Genomic DNA, 19,195 nt, shown 5'->3' on the forward strand with positions numbered 1-19,195 from the left:
GCAATTAGATAAAACAATAAAACTAAACATAAATGCGTAGCATTGCCCTTTTGTAATAAATTAAATACAAGGAAACTTTTTATTCAATACAAACAATTCATTAACTGTAAAAATATTGTATAGAATGAAGTGGATTTACTTACAATAAATAAAAGCTTTAGTTTAATCATTAAATAAGCAAACAGATTTAAAGACAATCAAACTAAAAAACTCTAAAATGCATTTTATATTTTTTTGATAACAATCTGCCAGATCAATCGATGAGTGAACCCCAAAAAGTTGTAGCACAGGTAACCCAGGAAAAATCAGCCAAAGATATCTTAAAAGAAGTATTTGGTTATGATGATTTTAGAACTGGTCAAAATGTTGTTATAGATGCTGCAATGCAAGGTCAAGACACCTTAGTACTGATGCCAACAGGCGGCGGAAAATCACTTTGTTATCAAATTCCCGCATTATTAATGCCCGGTTTAACAATTGTTATTTCGCCTTTAATTTCTTTAATGCAAGATCAGGTTGCGCAACTTAAAGCTGCGGGCGTATCTGCCGCTTATATAAACCAAAGCCAATCATATCAAGAACAACAAGAAATATTTCAGCAACTCTATTGCGGTGAAATAAAATTACTGTATGTTGCACCAGAAAGAATATTACAAAACGCATTTTTAGAACGCATTAGACATTTAAATATCAGCCTATTTGCCATAGATGAAGCGCACTGTGTTTCTCATTGGGGTCATGATTTTAGGCCGCATTATTGCCGCTTACAGCAATTAAAACAGTACTTCCCAAATATCCCTATGATGGCGCTTACAGCAACAGCAGATACTGCGACACGCCAAGATATTGTTATTCAATTAGCTTTAACAAATCCGCACATTCACACTGGCAGTTTTGATAGGCCAAATATCCGTTATACCTTAGAAGAAAAATTTAAACCTCTATCTCAGCTATTACGCTATTTACGTGGTCAAAAAGGTCAAAGCGGAATTATTTATTGCACTAGTCGAAAACGTGTTGATGATATTGCAGCAAAACTATCTGATGCAGGTTATAACGCTGCAGCCTATCATGCAGGCATGGAGAATGATCAAAGGGAATTTGTACAAACAGCATTTTCTCGTGATGATATTCATATTGTTGTCGCGACCGTTGCCTTTGGCATGGGTATAAACAAACCTAACGTCAGGTTTGTTGTCCATTATGACATTCCAAAAAATATTGAATCGTATTATCAAGAAACAGGTCGAGCGGGTCGAGATGGCTTAGCGGCCGAAGCTATAATGTATTTTGATCCTGCAGATATCCCAAGAGTTAAACGCTTTTTTGAAGATATCCAAGATGAGCAAAGAAAAAAGGTAGAAGAGCAAAGATTTAGCGCTATGGCCAATTTTGCCCAGGCACCTACATGTCGCAGACAAATATTATTAAATTACTTTTCAGAATATCAAAGAGAAGCCTGTGGTAATTGTGATATATGCCTAGACCCACCAAAACAATTTGATGGCACTGTTGTTGCGCAAAAAGCGCTATCATCTGTTTATCGTTCAGATCAAAGGTTTGGTATGGGTTATGTTGTTGAGCTACTCAGAGGCGCCAATACAGCCCGAGTGCGTGATAATAATCATCATGAACTCTCTATTTTTGGTATTGGTAAAGAGCAATCTCAAGAGTATTGGCTTAGCATTTTACGTCAGCTTGTTCACCAAGGCTTGTTACGTCAAGATATTACCTTAGGCTCAATTTTGCGTTTAACAGAAGCTGCAAGGCCCGTTCTCAAGGGCGAATACGAGTTGAATTTAGCAGAACCTCGCTTAAATGCAAAACACGTATATAAAGATAAATTGGCACGATTTAATTACGATAAACAGTTATTTGCTAAATTGCGCGCATTGAGAAAAACCATTGCAGATAATGAAAATTTACCACCTTATGTGGTATTTAATGATGCAACGTTAGCCGAGATGGCACAGAAATTACCAACAAACGATTCGGACTTCTTAAAAGTATCTGGTGTGGGTTTTACTAAGTTAACTAAATACGGTCATGAATTCTTAACAACTATTCAGGATTACTTAGCTAAAGGCTAAAGCTCTAAGTTCTAGGTTCTAGGTTCTAGGTTCTAGGTTCTAGGTTCTAGGTTCTAGGTTCTAAAAATTAAACCACTTATTGTTAAGTGGTTTAATTGTCAAATTTTACTTTAAACTTGCGTAATATGCCGCAATATTCTCCATATCAGCATCAGATAACATAGAAGCCATAGGCGCCATTACAGGGTCTTTACGTGTGCCACTCTTAAACGCTTTTAATTGCTTAACAGTGTACATCGCTTTTTGTCCTGCTAAGTTAGGATACATAGGGATAGCACTAATACCTGCAGCACCATGACAAGCTGCACATGTTGCTGATTTTGCTTTACCTGCAGCAACGTCTGCTGCTTGCACATTAATTGCTGTTAACGCTAACCCTGAAACTAATAATAATTTTTTTATCATTTTACTTACTCACATTGCTTAATTTAATTGTTTTAATCAATTTATTATAAGTGATTATGGACACTTAATTAATATGATCATTGTTTAGTGTAGAATAAAACACTTAAAAAAACTTTGCGTTAACGCAAAAAAAGCAACTTATTAATAAAATCTGAGAGTTATGAACATATTTTTAAAAAATACGACTCTTTTATTTTTTTATATACTTAGGTAGTGAAATGACACAGATTCAATTTGATATTGATCATCAATTATTATTAATTTTAAATGACGTACCGCCACAAGATGATGACTTTGAATTATGGGCGAGTATTTTTTTGCACCATGATGCTTTTTCAAAATGTGAATTTGAACAAGGTGCCGACGTTCATTTAATGCGGTTTATATATAAAACTCAAAGATTTAATCTTAATTTTGAGCATTACAGTGAAAGCATCTGGATCACCGCTGATGGCATTGAAGCCGAAGCTTTATTACCTGAGTTATATCAGTACCTAATAAGTAATTGATATTAAGTTTGTTTTTAATCAAACCTAAAAAGGCTCAAAATAGACGCTTAAATATCAAGCAAAAATAATCTATTGCGATACACTATTAATATAAATCTTATTGAACAGGTTATTTTTGCAATTAAACTATTAACTATATTATCAATTAGTTACTTAACATCATGTGCAATTCCAAGTTTTGCACAAGATACCTCCTTGCCCATAGAAATAGTTAAAAATTGCAAATCAAAAAACCTTAAAGATAATAAGTCTAACGAAGAAACCAACTCTCTATTAGATAATACCTATATATTACCTAAAGCATTTCCTGGTTTAAAAGTTGGTGAAATCACATTTAAACGCCTCGATATTTTTGATACATCTAACCCAAATGAGGATATCGCACTATTTCGATTAGCAAATAAGCTTCACCTTGCAACAAAAAAAGATGTTATTAGAGCACAACTTCTTTTTGCACCTGGTGAGCTTTACTCCCCTCAAATATTATTAGAGTCTGAAAGGTTATTAAGAAATACTTCCTATTTATATGATGCGCGAATTACAGCTATAGTAAACTGCGATAACACCGTAGATGTTAACGTTATTACTAAAGAGTTATGGACTTTAGTGCCCGAAATAAATTTCAGCCGTTCAGGCGGTGAAAATAAATCTAAAATAGGCTTTAGGGATTCTAATTTATTTGGCCTAGGTAAACGTATTTCTATTTCAAAAACATCTAATGCTGATCGAGATGGATACTTATTTATCTATGATGATCCCAACATATTAAACTCCAGATACCGTAGCCATATAGAATACTCAGATAACTCGGATGGCGAACATTATTACTTTGATATTAATTATCCTTTTTTTGCCTTAAATACACCTTATAGTTATGGCTTAGCGACTTATTCAAATACACGTACCGAGCAAATTTATAATCGTGGCAAAGTTATTTCTGAGTTTTCACAAAATACCCAAATTAATAACCTTCATTTTGGCTTATCTTCTAGAGATCAAACATGGATTAAAAGAGTGTCATTTGGTTATCAAATAGAAAAGCATAAATTTTCAGAACTAATAAATTCAACAATTCCTATCGCCGAGGATCGCAATCTTAATTACCCTTGGTTTTCTATGAGGTGGCTACAAGATAAATATATTAAGATAAATAATTTTGACTCGATATCCCGTACCGAAGACTTAAATTTAGGTTGGGACTTTTCAGCTAAAATAGGGTATTCAGATAAGAATTTATCCGATGATGATAATAGACTCATTTATCAAACATCTATAAATAAAGCCCACTTTCAATCAAAAGACATTCTATGGCGCTTTAACGCAGGGTTTTATGGCTATTGGAATTTTAAACACGCTGAAATGGAAAATACTTTATTAAACTCCTCGGCACAAGTGCATTACAATACTAATCTAAGCCAATCTTGGTACGCTAAATTAAAAGTGCAATATAGTAAAAATTTAACCTCAGATAACCAATTAACTTTAGGAGGGGATACTGGTTTGCGGGGCTATCCTATCCACTATCAAAATGGCGAGCAAAGTGTCTTATTTAATTTAGAAAAGCGTTATTATTGGGAATATAATTTTTTACAATTATTTAGCGTTGGCGGCGCTGTTTTTTTTGATATTGGTCGAGCCTGGTATGCAAATCAAGATAATGGCATTAATGGTAGTACGCTAAAAGATGTCGGCATAGGGCTTAGATTGGCGCCTTCTAAGGCTAATTCTAAAACCGTCATACATATAGATTTAGCGATCCCATTAGATAAATCAGAAGATGTTGAATCTGCACAATGGTTACTGACGGTAAAAAATACTTTTTAAGAAATAAAACCCATTATTCATAGTCAGCTTCAATTGAGCAAACATTAAATTTAAATAGCTCAATATCTTGACTCCAATATTCAGCTCGCCAACCTCCCTTTTGTTTTAAAGCAGTTACAAACTCTTCCGCTGTTGCTAGTTGCTCCCACACAGAAGGTAAAAAAATAGCACGTTTACTACCTTGCGTTAGCATGAGGCCATCTAATTTGGGATTTAATCTTTTAAATAAGATATTTTCACCTAAGTTTTCCATTTCAACTAATTCAGATAAAATTGAAATATGAAAACTCACCGTTTTAAGTTCACTTTGGGTTAAAGGTAAAAATCGCGGATCTTCGCAGGCACTGCTATATGTATGATCACATACATCTTTATACAAAGGTGTATCAGCAATATATGTACCTATACAACCTCTTAACCCCCCTTGTGTATAAAGCGTTACAAAACTCGCTTTTTTTTGATTTAGGACTTCAGAGGTAGGCGGTATCGAGGGAATATAATGCTGTTTATTTATTGAATATGATAAAGACTTGCGAACTAGTTTACATAACTGTGCTTTATCATCATTATTTAGTTCAGAACAGGACAAAACTGGCATAACCTACTACCTCGTTTTTTATATTGTTTAACTTTCCGGAGTTGGCTTTATTTACTAATTTAATATTCCACTCTTTAGTTTGACTAAAACTTAAAAATCCATTTAAAGCATGACAGCCACAGGCCTGACTTGGTTGCAGATCGCAATCCATATTTATAATTTTTTCAATGGTCGCTTCATCCATCTGAACAGCTGTATTCTGAGGGTTGAAGTGGCTTAAATCTGAACTCACGATTATCAAAAAATCATCTTGTTCTAATAAAAATGAGAGTATGTCAGCTAGGTTTTCAACTTTAGTTTGGCCAACTAATATAGGTAAAATGTCAAAAACATCCAAACAATGTTGTAAAAATGGTAATTGAACCTCTAAAGAGTGCTCCCATGTATGCACATCATCATTTTCTGTGACTAACCCCTTTTCAACAAGCTTATTACAAAGCTTCCTATCAACAGGCACTTTACCTAGTGGTGTTATAAAATCTCCATAACTCGGTATTGCACAACCTGAAAGACCAACCCTATGATTAGGTCCTAATAAAATCACTTTTGTAGGTTTTACTGCCAACTCAGATATGTAAGAAAAAGCATGTGCTGCAACAGCTCCTGAATAAAAGTATCCTGCGTGAGGCACGATTAAAGCTTTAATATCTAAGCCTCCATTCTGTGCTATTGGCATTAAATCGGTTAATTCTGATTGAAGTGCTTCCTTGCTTTTAGAATAAAAGCTACCTGCAACTGCTGGATCCCGATATTTCATACCCTAAATATCCTCAAATTAACTATCAATATAGTATAGCCGCAATTTAGGCATTGCCATGTCTCACGTATTAAAACTTAATGAAGCTTATATAGACTGTTTTCCAACACAATATTGGCATAAATTAGATGATGGCAGGTAACGTGTGATATTTGCCCAAAACATTGCATTTTACGAGAAAAAATATTACTTTAAATTGTGACCTAAAGTACGTTTATTGCAGTAATGTATTTGATACCGATTCCGACAGTACTTATTGTACGTACTACAATAAATTATTAATCGCGCGAAACTGGTATCTATTAGGAGAATATAATTTAGATCATACTGGGCATTGCACTTATTGTGGCACTCGATTGCATAGTCGCTTTAGTCAAAACCGTCAATACTTTGGTCGACGCAGCATCCCTATTCGCACTACCTAAAAAACGAATAAAAAATAAAACCAAACCAACTTACTACAAGCAAAACCCAAGGCAATGTACTTTTAAAATCAACACTTGATTCAACCTTTACTTCTAAAGTTGAATCTTCTTGAGATTTAGATTTTGCTTGTTGCTTTTTAAATTTATCTCTTTGACGAGACTTTATTTTTTGTTGTTTTTTAAATTCACTAATGCCTTTCTCTACACCTTTAGCAATTAGTTTTGTTTGCTCTTTAGTTTGTCCTGATTTTTGAATACTTTTAGCAACAGCCATTGCCTGCTGCTGAGTTTCATTTGATGTTTTTTGATTCATTTTTTCTCTTATTTTTATTTAAGTGCGCAATCTTAATTGCCAATTTCCGCTATGTTCATCTGCACAGTTTTCTTCGGTATCAAAAATAATTTGTTTTTCCGGCTTAATTTTTATTTTCAGTGGAGCTAGTTTCTTAACGATTAAATCAACCAAAAACACATCAAGTGAAGATGATTTAGCTTGAATCAAATCATCATTCAATTCAAATACACATACTATAGATAAACTAGCGGGAAACTTATCATAATTTACCTGATGCGTTAGCCACACAAAACCATCTACTTCTATTAGTGCTTGTTCGCAAGCTTGATTTAAAACATTGCGAATATTGTTATCTATTTTCTTATCTGTTTTACGCATTCATTACTCAAAATTTAACATATCTATACCTATTTTAAACCTGCTGCCTTACTTTAGGAAACCCTTTATTTATAAGACTTTTAAGATAAATTTATTATTTTCAAATACTTATCAGCTGTTGTAATTTTAATTATAATAGCACGCCTAAATATCTTCATTGAACTGGTTATAAAATGAAATTATATTTCGCTAACACTTTTAAAACATCATTATTTTTTACAAGCATTTTTTGCTCGTTTACGGCTTTTTCAGCAACAACAACCACACAAGGTGGTTTTGGTATTAAGTCTGATGATGGTAAATACAGCTTTAAATTTAATGGTAGAATTCAAGCTGATGCAGCTATATATCACAGTGATGACATTGACTTAAATAATGGCACCGAAGTCAGAAGAGCGCGATTTGCAGTAAAAGGCAACATAGAAGATTGGGGTTATAAACTGCAATATGACTTTATTTCTAGTGAGGCAATAAAAGATGCTTATGTTGTATACCAAGGTTTTAACAACACCGAAGTTTTAATTGGTAGCCAAATTGAAGCTTTTGCAATGGAACCACAAACAAGCTCAAATGACGTTACTTTTATAGAGCGCTCAACAGTTATTGAAGCTTTTGGTTTAAATCGTGCAATTGGCGTTGCAGCTCGTCAATGGGGTGATAATTGGAGTTTAAATTATGGTGTTTATGGACAAGATGTAAATCATGATAAAGGCGGAGATGAACAACTTAACTTTAATGCTAGATTTAATTATGCACCTATTATTAGCGATGATAAGTTAGTCTCTTTTGGTGGTTCTATCGCCGCTATCAATTTGCCTGAAGGTGAAACCGTACGTTTTCGTTCTCGTGCGGAATCACACCAAGCTGATACCAGAATCGCTGATACCCATAAATTAGCTGCTGATAAATACAATATGTACGCACTAGAAAGTGCAATCAAGTTAGGATCTATTACCTTACTTGGGGAGTATATTACAACCGATGTCAACTTGACCCATAATGGTACGGCTCAATTCGATGGATTCTACCTATCAGCATCATACCTGTTTGACACTCAAGTACGCCCTTATTCAACAAAACAAGGCAAATTTAAACGTATCAAGCCAAGCAAAAAGGGCTTATGGGAAGTCGCAGCACGATTTTCTAGTTTAGATTTAAATGATACAAGTGCAGATATATATGGTGGCCAAGTAGATTCCATTACTTTAGGCGCAAACTATTATATCAATAATCATATGCGTGCGATGTTTAATATTGTCTCTGCAGACGGTGATGAATTTGCAGCTTTTGATTCACATTCAGCTGGTGCACGTATTCAAGTTACTTGGTAATCTAACGGCACATGCATTTCCAATATCAGAAAGTGCGCAGTGTAAAGTTTAAGTATATTAGTCTTTGTTTATGATGCCTATGAACAAAGACTAATAACTGAGCGCTATTTCTGTTTCCAACCATCAAAATGAATAGCACTGTCAACATCTCTTCTCGGTAACCAACCTAGTTTTTCAAGCTCAGGTTTATCATTAAATTGCGTTACGTAGCCTAAACATAAATAAGCAATTATATTAATATCCTCAGGTATATTTAAAGCAGATTTAATCACATCATCATGAATAATACTTACCCAGCCAACACCAATATTTTCAGCCCGCGCAGCTAACCATAAATTTTGCACAGCACATACACTGCTATATAAGTCCATTTCAGGGTTAATAGTTCGCCCAAGCACGACCGGACCATTTCGGCTACGATCACAAGTGACACAAATGCCAACTGGAGATTCTAAAATTCCCTCAAGTTTTAGGTTTTTATATTGCTGCATTTTTTCGTCATCAAACATAGCTGCTGACGTTTTATTCGCGTCTTCAAATCCGAGTTTTATTTTTTCTTTCACAACCTGATTTTTAACAACAATGAAATCCCACGGCTGCATAAAACCAACACTGGGTGCATGATGAGCTGCAGTCAAAATGCGTTTTAAAACGTCATCAGGAATTGGTTTTGGTTTAAACTGTCCTCGTACATCCCTGCGAGAAAAAATAGTTTTGTAAACGGCATCGCGTTCAAGTTCAGTTATTTTCATTAGACTTTAGATACAACTAATAATATTTGAGATTAAATAAGATTAGTTAATTTAAGCCTAGACTTTTGTCTAGGTTTTATTGTTTAAAGTCATCCGCTTTGGTTTAATTACTTATATGCTAAATAACCTAAAGGAAAGCTTATGTTCATGGCTCATGGAGACTGGTCATATCATATCGAAGGCTCTGTAATGTATGTTGAATTAATAGGTCAATTCAACGTGCAGGGATTGAATAAATTCTTCCAAGAAATGCATACTGTAACTAACCTCCTTCCTAAAAACATAACAAACCATGCAGTCGTAAATTTAGCTGATTGGGAGCTTGTTACTGACGATAGTCGAAAACTTGCAAAGAAATACTTTGAAAATATGATCTCCAGAGGTTATAAAAAAGTTGATTACTTAATGCCAAGCAACAATCTTGTTAAACATGTACTTGTAGACACTTGGAAAGATATCGACATTAAAGTCAACTTTTATGACTCTATAGAAGCGTTTTTAAAAGTGAATCCTAATTGTGATTATGTGAAAAATTGGATGTTCGATAAGGAAGAACTCTAGGGTAAGTTATGGAAATCTAAAACAGAATAAAAGATCTAAATACTAAGCTAAAAGAAGCCTACTAGGATAAGCTATTGAAACCTAAACTAACATTTTAAGAGGAAAGAAGTCAACCATGGTAAGTTATTGAAATATAAACAAATACATTAAGAAAAAGAAACTCACCAAGTTAAGTCATTGAAATATAAGGAGAATATTTTAAGAGCGAAGAAGTTCACTAGGGTAAACTGTTGAAATATAAACAAATACATTAAGAAAAAGAAGCCCACTAGGGTAAGCAAGTGAGCTAAAACGAAGCTAAATAATATTCCGTTATGAGCTTCTTCATGAAACAAGTAAAGTATAGCTGATTTAAATAGTTTGCACCTAAAACATCTACAAAATTAATGAAAAATTATTATAAATATAATAAAACTGTAACTTATAAAATTAACAGCTCACTTTTTGTTTATTACAACCAGTTTTTTAAAACTGTGTAAATAATTGAATTTAAAAATTAAGATAATCCAAGTGGACAATATAAATAGCGCGGTAAGCGCCGGTATATTATAAACCTGAAATAACCTCATAATTATCACAGATAAAATAATTCCTAAAATTGGTTTTATAAAACTGGCATATCTGCTCGAAACTGCAACCGCAACTAATAAAGCATTAAAACCTAAGAGGCATATGATACTCATCATTTTAAAAAATGTGTTTATAAAAACGATATTTAAATAAAAAAGTTTCCCCAGCTAAATTAGAGCTAAAACTCAGCAATCATCTATTGTTAAAAGCCGAACAACATCAACCTAAAGCGGTACACTTGTAATTTAAATGTAAATAAATGTTGTTTTTTTAAACTTCACTGTATAAATTGTGATCGGAGGTCAAACCTCCAACCAGTAAATACATAATCAATTTACAGGAACACACAATGAAAAAAACAATAAAAACAGGACTCATCTTTGCTTCACTAATGACTTGTGTCGCAAATGCCAATACAGGATTAGCTTTCATTCATGGTACAGGTAAACAAACCGATGCTAGAAATGACTACTGGACGTCTGAGTTCATAGATTCTGTGAGACAAGGCTTACCTAACTCAAATAAATACACGGTGATAAACTGTGATTTTGATCAGTTTATGTGGAATGAAAGTGCCTCAGGTTGCTTAGCCCAGGGATTAACTGACTTCATCTCTGCTCAAGGGATCACTGAGTTAAAGCTCATAACACATTCAAATGGCGGTAATATTGTTCGCTGGATTTTATCTAATCCAACTTACGACAGCCGTTATCCTGATATCATTAACAAGGTAAAACATACAATTGCACTCGCACCATCAAGCGGTGGTACGCCACTCGCCGATGCTGCAGTTGCAGGTAATACTTTTGAAACGAGCTTAGGCTGGTTATTAGGCTATGGCAGTGATGCGGTAAAACAACAACAAGTGAGTTGGATGAACTTTTATAACCAACAATGGTTATTTGGCACTTCAGGTAGACCAAACTTACAATCCACTTTTGAATCAGTTGTAGGCAGTGATGTCGATTCAGCTATTTGGGATGGAGATAGCTACTGTGGTGGTTATCAATATCAAGTAGCGCTAGAGGTAACCCAAAACTGGCTAGATAGCTGTTCAGATGGTTTTCTAAACTGTAGTTCACAATCAGCTGCAGGTAGCGTTTGGTTTACTGATAAATCAAAATCTAACGGCAGTGAACCTTTTAGCCATCATCAAAGCCGACGTAAATGTTTTGGTTTAGACAGCTTATTACGTAATCGTATTTAGGAGATAGCAATGAAAACTTCAAAAACAATAAATCAGTTATCTACAGCCGTCTCATTCTTAGCGATTGCGATATCTTGTGCGTCACATGCGCAGGCTAACAATGATGAGGCGACATTTTATCAATGGCCATCTAGCTATAAAACTGATCTAACAAAACAAAATAAAAAAACATATACCAGTAATGAATATTGGCAAGTTGTAACTGGTGCCCAGTTAAATAAAGGCGTTAAAGTTTATCTTAGCGATGCCTCTACTTTAGTGAAACTCACCCCTAAAGCCAGATTTGATCAAGGAGCAGTATTTAAACCTCAAAATTTAGAACTTAATCAAATTCAATTAGGAAATAACCTAGCGAGTAAGCAAAAGTTAGTACAACTTGCAGCACAAAAAGAAATGGCATTAGCTGGATTTAAAGATGGTAGTATTGCTTTAAAAGTACAAAATGCATCACTCAATGCACCTAGCGTTTTAAAGTATGCTCAACCGCTTATTGCTGACGATAAATACATAGTGCATGTTAAAGATAAAAATTCAGCATTTAAGTTAAACGTTACTGCACCGCTTGAAATTAAAAAGCAATTTCAACCGCAATTAACAATCAAAGCTGAGCTTACTAATAAACAGTTTGCTAATGCCGATGTAAGTGCGCGTTTAATTAGCCCTTTAGGTGAAACTGTTGAGCTTAAATATAATCAGGGTAAGATAGATTTTTCTAATGAGTTAGAGCAACTAGGAGCAGTAAAAGGACTATATCAAGTAGAGCTTGATGTCAGTGCAAAACACTTAGCCAATAAAATAAAAAGAACCATCAAGGTGCCTTTTATTCAAACAGCCCAAACTGCAAATATACTTACAACGGATATAAACATTGAGCCTAATAATAAAGGTTTAATCAATGTCAGTGTACCGGTGAGTATTACCCAAGAAGGTCGCTTTGCCGTAAAAGCTACTTTGCAAGGTTATACTCTGAACAATCAAAAAGTTGATATAGCAACAGCTGAAGTAGCTAAGTTTTTATTTTATGATGAAAGTTTAACTATGCCTTTTAAAGTCTCGGCGCTAACAAAAGGGCCTTACTCTTTAAGTAATATTATTTTGACAGATCAAACGAGAATGATGGTATTACCGCAAACAAGTGTATCAAAAGCAATCATAGAACAAGATAGACCTTGGTAGTTGATATTATTTCTAAGATCTAAAGGGGCTGTTAGCCCCTTTTTTCTGTTTATAAATATTTTTTAAACCAAGTTGCAACTTCTTGATTAACCTTCTTGCTCTCTCTTTTTAAACCATGATTGCCACCAGGGTAAACCACTAATTTATGAGGATGATTCTCTTTTTTTAATGCTGCCGCCAATTGAATCGATTGCTTAACATTAACCCTTTTATCTTTATCACCATGCAATAACAAAATAGGCGCTTGTTTTGGTAATTTATCAATCCATTTTATAGCTGAGCGCTTTTCTAACTCTACAGCTCTATTTTCTTTGAAATTAGGCACTCTTTTTATAAGTACGTTTTCCATTTTAGGACGTATTTTTAATGCCAGCTCTTGATTACTTACGCCAGCACCTACAGCAATTGCTTTAATATTAGGTAATGATTGTGCTGCAATATAAGTTTGCATACCACCGCGACTCCACCCATACATACCAACTCTACTTGTATCGGCTTCAGGTAATGCTTCTAATATTTTAGTTAAAGCTAAAACATCCTTAATATCAGCTCCACCAAATTCATCTTCCCCATTATTAAGTATTGATAATGAACTACCTCTATATAAGCTGCCAATGACAATAAAACCTTCTTTAACAAGTTCAGCTAATTTCCCTACTTTAATATCAAAAGGAGTTGTGCCGTAAGCACCATTTCCGCCTCTATTATAAATAACTACAGGTAACTTTTTATCTATTACTTGTTTCGGTTTTAAATAAAACCCAGCTATGGTGAAACCATCAACTTGATAAGTAAAATCAAAACATTCTATATTATTTTTTATTTTATCAAATCGCTCTTTTGGGTACCATTTCGCAAACTTTTTCTTATTATAACGTGAAAACTTTTTATTATTATAATCCATCCAGTATTCATAAGTTGAAAAAGGTCCTGTAAAACAAGTTTTAGGGTTATCTATTGCTATTTTTTCTTCAACAAAATTTGCCTGAGCAAAAAAGCTTGTAACTAATGTCGCTGTAATGAAAGCTGTTTTAATATACTTTCCATGTAATTTTATTTTTTTCATTATTTATCAATATCTTCAAATTAAATTCCAACGTAACTTGTACCTAATTACTTTAGAATAATCAATCTATTTAATTAAGCTCTATATTAATCATTTAAAATATCAAAGTGCTTATTTTTAGCTATACAATAAAAAATGCTGATATCCCCCTACTCCTTTAACTTATTGTTAAATTCGAAATTATTGCCTACATTTATGATGGTGTTATTTTAACCAAAACAAACTTGATACCTGATTAAAAATAATACCGCTATTTTTGACAACAACGGGGATAAAAAGATGCGGGTCAATAAAATCGCAGTCGCAATAATAGCATCGTCTATATTGCTAACACAGCTACCAGCAATGGCATCTGATACATCATCAGCTATTAGAGGCCAAGTGGTTGATTCAACCGGAATGGCACTTTCAAATATCACGATTAAAGTAACACATTTACCAACTGGAAAAGTTAAAACACTCACGACAACTGAAGGTGGATTATTTAAAGCCAAAGGTTTGCCTGTTGGCGGTCCATATTCTGTGATGGTTACTGATGGTACGGATCTTAAATTCGACAATATAAATGATTTATTTTTACAGTTAGGTCAAGCATCAAAAGTAAACTTAGTGGCAGAAGCAGTACAAAAAATTGAACGTATTGAAGTCAGCGGTCAAATGTCTATGGCGGGTGCTTATAGAAAAGGCCCTAGCAAAGACTTTAATGAAGGCGATATTAATAATTCAGCAGCGATAAGCCGAGACTTAAAATCCGTATTACAACGAGATTCTCGCATGGTTGTAGATCCAACAGCTGATGGTGGCCCTGCGCTTTCTATTGCGGGAGGCAATGTACGTGGTAATAGCTTAACCGTAGATGGTGTTAAACAAAATGATGACTTTGGTTTAAATAAAAATGGTTACCCAGGTCGCCGTACGCCTATTTCTCTTGATGCCATAGAGCAATTAGCAGTTAATATCGCACCTTTTGAAGTGACTTATGGTGACTTTCAAGGTGGTAATGTCAATATAGTGACAAAATCAGGCACTAACGAATTTCATGGTTCCGCATTTTATTATCGCTCTGATGACAGTATGACTGGCGATAAAAGCGAAGGTGAAGATCTTAATATAGGTGATTTTTCTGAAGATATTTACGGCTTTACTTTAGGTGGTCCTTTAATTGAGGATGAATTATTTTTCTTTGCTTCTTATGAAAAGTTTGATGCTACGAAACCCTACCAATTTACTTTGGATAATGAGAATGGCGTCGTTGACCCAAATGAAAAAACAGGTGTAACCCAAGGTGATTTTGATCGTATTTCACAAATCGCACAAGATGTTTGGAATTACGATATCGGCGGATATAACAACGCCTCTGATGAAGAAGATGAAAAATTATTATTAAAACTAGATTGGTTTATAAACGATGATCATCGTTCATCTTTGACCTACCAAGATAACGAAGGCAATACAGTACGTGATTATTGGGCTGAAACCTTCCCTAATGCAATTTGGGCGACAGCTGAATCAAATCGCTACAATATGAATGAGTCACTTAAAGCATATAGCTTACAAGTTTTTTCTGATTGGAATGACGACTTATCTACAGAATTTAAATATGCGCGTAAAGAAGTAAATACAGAGCAAGTGCCACTAATGGGTGCTAACTTTGCACAATTCTTAATTGGCACGCCTAATGGCGGACAACTCTATATAGGACCAGACCAATTCAGACATGCAAACGCGCTGGCCAATGATAGAGACATGCTAAAATTTAAGGCTGATTATTACTTAAATGATGAACACTTTTTAACTTTTGGTATTGAACATGAAAAACTCGATATTGTTAATACCTTTGTATTTGGCTCGTTAGGCATGACTACTTTTGATTCAATTGAAAGTTTTGAAAATAACGCAGGGTTTCATGTATTTCAAAATGCACTAACAGGTGATGCAAGCGATGCCGTTGATGAATTTCAATACACAACAACCACCTTTTATGCACAAGATGAATGGTTAATTACCGACGATTTAACCCTTACTTATGGCTTTAGATATACCAAGTACAAAAATGACGATAAACCAGTATTAAATCAAAACTTTGTAGAGCGCCATGGTTATAGTAATCAAAATAATTATGATGGTTTAGATTTATTTGAACCACGATTTGGTGCAAATTATACCTATGATGATGATACGATTATTCGGGGTGGTATTGGTCTATTTGGTGGTGGCGCACCTAATGTTTGGTTATCTAACTCATATGGTAACGATGGCGTAAGAAAAACATTTGCAGGCTGTTTTGGTGAATGTTTTGATGGTAAAAGCACACCTCAAGAAGTTTTAGACTTTTTAGCTGCAGGCGGTTTTAGTGGTGGTAATAGTGATACTAACAGTATCGATCCTAATTTCGAAATTCCAAGTACTTGGAAATTAAACTTAGGCATAGAACGCAGACAAGATCTGGGCATGTTAGGCGATAATTGGCAATTAAGTGCTGATGTACTCTTTAGTAAAGTAAAGGATGCAGCCATTTATCGCGAATTAAACATGATACCGGTGCAAACTGCACCAGATGGCCGACCTATTTATGACTCACCGGAACCATTTGATTTAAGCCTAACAAATACTAATGAAGGCGAAGGTCAAGTCTGGTCATTTAATGCGGATAAAAACTTTTATACCGAACACGGTAATTTTAATTTCAGCATGGGTTATAGCTATCAAGATATTACCGAAGTAAACCCAGGCAATGCTTTTGTCGCTTTTGAAGGCTACTCAATGCCTGCAAATTCTGACTTTCAATCAGAAACAGTATTTAACTCTGAGTTTGAAGTTCGCCATATTATCGCAGCCAATTTAACTTGGACTCATGAGTTATTTGGCGATAACTTAACAACAGTAGCTTTGATGTATAATGGTCGAGAAGGTCGTCATTATAGCCATACAATGAGAACTGCAGGTACTTTTGGTGGCTTTGTAGACTTTGCATCTTGGGACGGCTATAACTCACAATCATTATATGTACCAACTGGTGAAAATGACCCACTCGTAACTTATGCTGATGGCTTTGATAAAGAGGGCTTCTTTGATTACATCAATGGCGCAGGATGTTTATCTGCAGGCACAATCTCTCGTCGCCATGCTTGTACCAGTAGTTGGATAAATCGCTTTGATTTACATATGGCGCAAGAAATAAATATCTCTGGTGAACAAAAATTAGAAATCACATTTGATATCGAAAATGTGGGTAATTTACTAAATGACGATTGGGGCCGTGCTGATTCTTACGTTCAACCTTTTAATGCACCTGTTGTAGATGTCAGCATCGTAGATGGCCAATATGTTTATGACAACTTTACCCAACCAACGCCAACCGTAGCTAAAATACCATCGGTGTGGAAAGCACAATTTGGTATTCGTTATAAGTTTTAACTTAACTTTAAAACTAAACCTAGCCAAAAGCAGCGTCAGTTTATTCGCTGCTTTTTTCTATCCAAAAAAGATTAACCTCTAATATTTTCTGCATTAATCGCATTTATGAGATTATTAACCCAATTAGCATATTGGCGATGTATTTTTTGGCCATCGTACTTTAAGTTTACAGAATCTTTATATGTTATTGAGTAGTTCTTATCATCATGTATTATTTCTACAACTAACTTATGAGAACGAATAAACAAAGTGGCTTCCACTTTACCCTGCTCAATCACATTAGCTTGCCAACCAAGAGAAACAGCACCTTTTATAATCGACTTTTCAACGTTTGAGATGGTTTTTGGCGTATTGCCATAATGTGGAATTGTTTGATTCATATAATCACGTACAGGGATTGTGGTATTACAACCAGCTAATACTAAAGTTATTACGGCTATAAATAAAATATTAAATTTTTTCATCTGAGATATAAAATAAGGGAATAATATGAAATGGTATTTTTAATCATAAATACTGTAAAGTAATAATTCATTTATCATGTAAACAAAAATAACGGATTGAGATGGATAGCTTTTTAGAAAAACTTAACACTGCTGAAAATACAATTGAATTCACTGATACGATGGCTGTTATAGACGCAAATTACGAATTCACAGCGCAAGAATTTAAAAATGGCGATTTAACCAATCAAGCAGGTGACAATTCAGGTTCATGTAAAATTTTTTCATTCGCCAAATTGAATCAATTTACTCAAGAACAAACTTTGGCATGTTTTGGTAAATACTACCGTGAAGATGTATTGCAAAACCCTTCAAATACAGATCATCAAAATATTAGAAATTTTATGAAGACGGGCTGGCAAGGTATTGAATTTAAAACTCTGGCATTAAAAGCAAAATAGCCTTAAAAATAGATAAGCACTTATTATTGTTTATCTATTTCCTCATTTAATTTATTTAACCAAGCTTGGCGCAAGTTAGCTAATTCACCAGATGTTTTAAGTTCCTCATAAGCTTTCTTAAAATCATTAACAATTTCTAAGGGCGTATTTTTACTCATAGCTATATATAAATCATTAGTTGTATTATTAAATTGATAAACACGCGAAACATCAGTAAAGCTATGCCCTAATGTTTTTAATCGCCACCTTAAGACGAGCTCATCCCCCGCCATGAAATCAACGCGTTCTTTCATTAACAAACCAATAGCTTGATCTTTGTCTCGTGTTAACTGTAAATTTTTTTTAGGGAAACGATCTAATGAATCTAAATAACTATGAAACCTAAACCCCCTCACTTCAGCAAATGTATAATTAGAAATGTCATGTTCAAACATAATATTATATTCTTTAGCTCTCTCACTTTTACACCAAATACTTGGTGTTAGGTGCCCCGTTTTACCAACCCAATGAAATAAAGCTTCTCGTTTTGGTATACGTGATAAAGCAAGCATCACAGCGTATTGTTCTGTTGTAATATTTTTATAAGCACGAGCCCAATTAATTTGATTATAATTTACCTGATATTGTGTTTTTTCTGTTAAACGCCTAAAAATAAGTTCACTAAAACCGGATATTTCACCATTATCAATTATTGAATAGGGCGGTATATGATTTGCGTAAACCTCTAAACGTTGGGGGACCTTGGGAACAGTAACCTTTTGAGAAAAAACATTACAACTAAATAACATTATTAGTAGCAATGGAATATTACGCTTCATAAAAAACCTGCATAAAATTAAGTCGGCAGATAATATACAAACCTAGTAATGATTTCAAAAAAACAGAGCTATAAATACACACTATATAAAAACTAAATTGTAACAAGATTGC

General features: G+C 34.3%; 19 protein-coding genes. 9 read left to right on the forward strand and 10 right to left on the reverse strand.

Features of this window, described 5'->3' with window-relative positions; all coding sequences use genetic code 11:
• The first annotated feature begins 260 nt into the window (after window positions 1–260).
• On the forward strand, window positions 261–2,090 hold the full coding sequence (gene recQ, locus KO527_RS08635; protein WP_216039915.1) for a DNA helicase RecQ: 1,830 nt from the start codon (window positions 261–263) through the stop codon (window positions 2,088–2,090).
• Window positions 2,091–2,195: 105 nt separating this feature from the next.
• Here recQ and KO527_RS08640 read toward each other — a convergent pair whose 3' ends face one another.
• Entirely contained in the window at window positions 2,196–2,495 is a 300-nt protein-coding gene (locus tag KO527_RS08640) for a cytochrome c (protein WP_216039916.1), read from the reverse strand.
• A 218-nt stretch (window positions 2,496–2,713) separates the two neighbouring features.
• Here KO527_RS08640 and KO527_RS08645 point away from each other — a divergent pair, with 218 nt between their 5' ends.
• Window positions 2,714–3,004, forward strand: coding sequence for a DUF3630 family protein (locus KO527_RS08645; RefSeq protein ID WP_216039917.1), 291 nt, complete (start codon window positions 2,714–2,716; stop codon window positions 3,002–3,004).
• Window positions 3,005–3,076: 72 nt separating this feature from the next.
• A complete protein-coding gene (locus KO527_RS08650) occupies window positions 3,077–4,828 on the forward strand; it encodes a POTRA domain-containing protein (protein ID WP_252733570.1) in 1,752 nt (583 codons plus the stop codon).
• A gap of 13 nt (window positions 4,829–4,841) precedes the next feature.
• Here KO527_RS08650 and amrA read toward each other — a convergent pair whose 3' ends face one another.
• The 4 genes from amrA to KO527_RS08670 all read right to left on the reverse strand — a co-directional run bounded on the left by amrA (window position 4,842) and on the right by KO527_RS08670 (window position 7,281).
• Window positions 4,842–5,426: an AmmeMemoRadiSam system protein A gene (gene amrA, locus KO527_RS08655; RefSeq protein ID WP_216039918.1), complete on the reverse strand. Its 585-nt coding sequence runs from the start codon at window positions 5,424–5,426 to the stop codon at window positions 4,842–4,844.
• Window positions 5,404–6,183 (reverse strand): AmmeMemoRadiSam system protein B, encoded by a 780-nt coding sequence (gene amrB, locus KO527_RS08660; protein WP_216039919.1) that lies wholly within the window; start codon window positions 6,181–6,183, stop codon window positions 5,404–5,406. Before amrB ends, amrA begins: the two co-directional genes overlap by 23 nt.
• A gap of 417 nt (window positions 6,184–6,600) precedes the next feature.
• Window positions 6,601–6,921, reverse strand: a complete 321-nt coding sequence (locus KO527_RS08665; protein ID WP_216039920.1) for a DUF2956 domain-containing protein — start codon at window positions 6,919–6,921, stop codon at window positions 6,601–6,603.
• A gap of 18 nt (window positions 6,922–6,939) precedes the next feature.
• Complete coding sequence (locus tag KO527_RS08670; RefSeq protein WP_216039921.1) at window positions 6,940–7,281, reverse strand: Fis family transcriptional regulator; 342 nt, start codon at window positions 7,279–7,281, stop codon at window positions 6,940–6,942.
• Between the two features lie 173 nt (window positions 7,282–7,454).
• Here KO527_RS08670 and KO527_RS08675 point away from each other — a divergent pair, with 173 nt between their 5' ends.
• Complete coding sequence (locus KO527_RS08675; RefSeq protein ID WP_216039922.1) at window positions 7,455–8,612, forward strand: porin; 1,158 nt, start codon at window positions 7,455–7,457, stop codon at window positions 8,610–8,612.
• 104 nt (window positions 8,613–8,716) lie between these two features.
• Here KO527_RS08675 and bluB read toward each other — a convergent pair whose 3' ends face one another.
• Window positions 8,717–9,364, reverse strand: coding sequence for a 5,6-dimethylbenzimidazole synthase (gene bluB / locus KO527_RS08680; protein ID WP_216039923.1), 648 nt, complete (start codon window positions 9,362–9,364; stop codon window positions 8,717–8,719).
• A 141-nt stretch (window positions 9,365–9,505) separates the two neighbouring features.
• On the opposite strand from bluB, the gene KO527_RS08685 reads away from it, so the two are divergent.
• Window positions 9,506–9,925 (forward strand): hypothetical protein, encoded by a 420-nt coding sequence (locus KO527_RS08685; RefSeq protein WP_216039924.1) that lies wholly within the window; start codon window positions 9,506–9,508, stop codon window positions 9,923–9,925.
• Between the two features lie 437 nt (window positions 9,926–10,362).
• On the opposite strand, the gene KO527_RS26380 is transcribed toward KO527_RS08685, so the two are convergent.
• Complete coding sequence (locus tag KO527_RS26380; protein ID WP_354668609.1) at window positions 10,363–10,611, reverse strand: urea transporter; 249 nt, start codon at window positions 10,609–10,611, stop codon at window positions 10,363–10,365.
• Window positions 10,612–10,844: 233 nt separating this feature from the next.
• Here KO527_RS26380 and KO527_RS08690 point away from each other — a divergent pair, with 233 nt between their 5' ends.
• A complete protein-coding gene (locus KO527_RS08690; protein ID WP_216039925.1) occupies window positions 10,845–11,702 on the forward strand; it encodes a hypothetical protein in 858 nt (285 codons plus the stop codon).
• A gap of 9 nt (window positions 11,703–11,711) precedes the next feature.
• Window positions 11,712–12,878: a DUF4785 family protein gene (locus KO527_RS08695; protein ID WP_216039926.1), complete on the forward strand. Its 1,167-nt coding sequence runs from the start codon at window positions 11,712–11,714 to the stop codon at window positions 12,876–12,878.
• A 49-nt stretch (window positions 12,879–12,927) separates the two neighbouring features.
• On the opposite strand, the gene KO527_RS08700 is transcribed toward KO527_RS08695, so the two are convergent.
• A complete protein-coding gene (locus KO527_RS08700; protein ID WP_216039927.1) occupies window positions 12,928–13,944 on the reverse strand; it encodes a prolyl oligopeptidase family serine peptidase in 1,017 nt (338 codons plus the stop codon).
• Window positions 13,945–14,223: 279 nt separating this feature from the next.
• Here KO527_RS08700 and KO527_RS08705 point away from each other — a divergent pair, with 279 nt between their 5' ends.
• A complete protein-coding gene (locus KO527_RS08705; protein ID WP_216039928.1) occupies window positions 14,224–17,361 on the forward strand; it encodes a TonB-dependent receptor in 3,138 nt (1,045 codons plus the stop codon).
• A 71-nt stretch (window positions 17,362–17,432) separates the two neighbouring features.
• On the opposite strand, the gene KO527_RS08710 is transcribed toward KO527_RS08705, so the two are convergent.
• Window positions 17,433–17,825, reverse strand: coding sequence for a membrane lipoprotein lipid attachment site-containing protein (locus tag KO527_RS08710; RefSeq protein WP_216039929.1), 393 nt, complete (start codon window positions 17,823–17,825; stop codon window positions 17,433–17,435).
• A gap of 101 nt (window positions 17,826–17,926) precedes the next feature.
• Between KO527_RS08710 and KO527_RS08715 the strand changes: the two genes are divergently transcribed.
• Window positions 17,927–18,265, forward strand: a complete 339-nt coding sequence (locus KO527_RS08715; RefSeq protein WP_216039930.1) for a HopJ type III effector protein — start codon at window positions 17,927–17,929, stop codon at window positions 18,263–18,265.
• A 23-nt stretch (window positions 18,266–18,288) separates the two neighbouring features.
• Here the strand turns inward: KO527_RS08715 and KO527_RS08720 are convergent, their stop codons facing one another.
• Window positions 18,289–19,083: a transporter substrate-binding domain-containing protein gene (locus KO527_RS08720; RefSeq protein WP_216039931.1), complete on the reverse strand. Its 795-nt coding sequence runs from the start codon at window positions 19,081–19,083 to the stop codon at window positions 18,289–18,291.
• Window positions 19,084–19,195: the final 112 nt, after the last annotated feature.

Origin of the sequence: Pseudoalteromonas sp. C2R02 (assembly GCF_018860845.1) — a bacterium.
GTDB lineage: Bacteria > Pseudomonadota > Gammaproteobacteria > Enterobacterales > Alteromonadaceae > Pseudoalteromonas.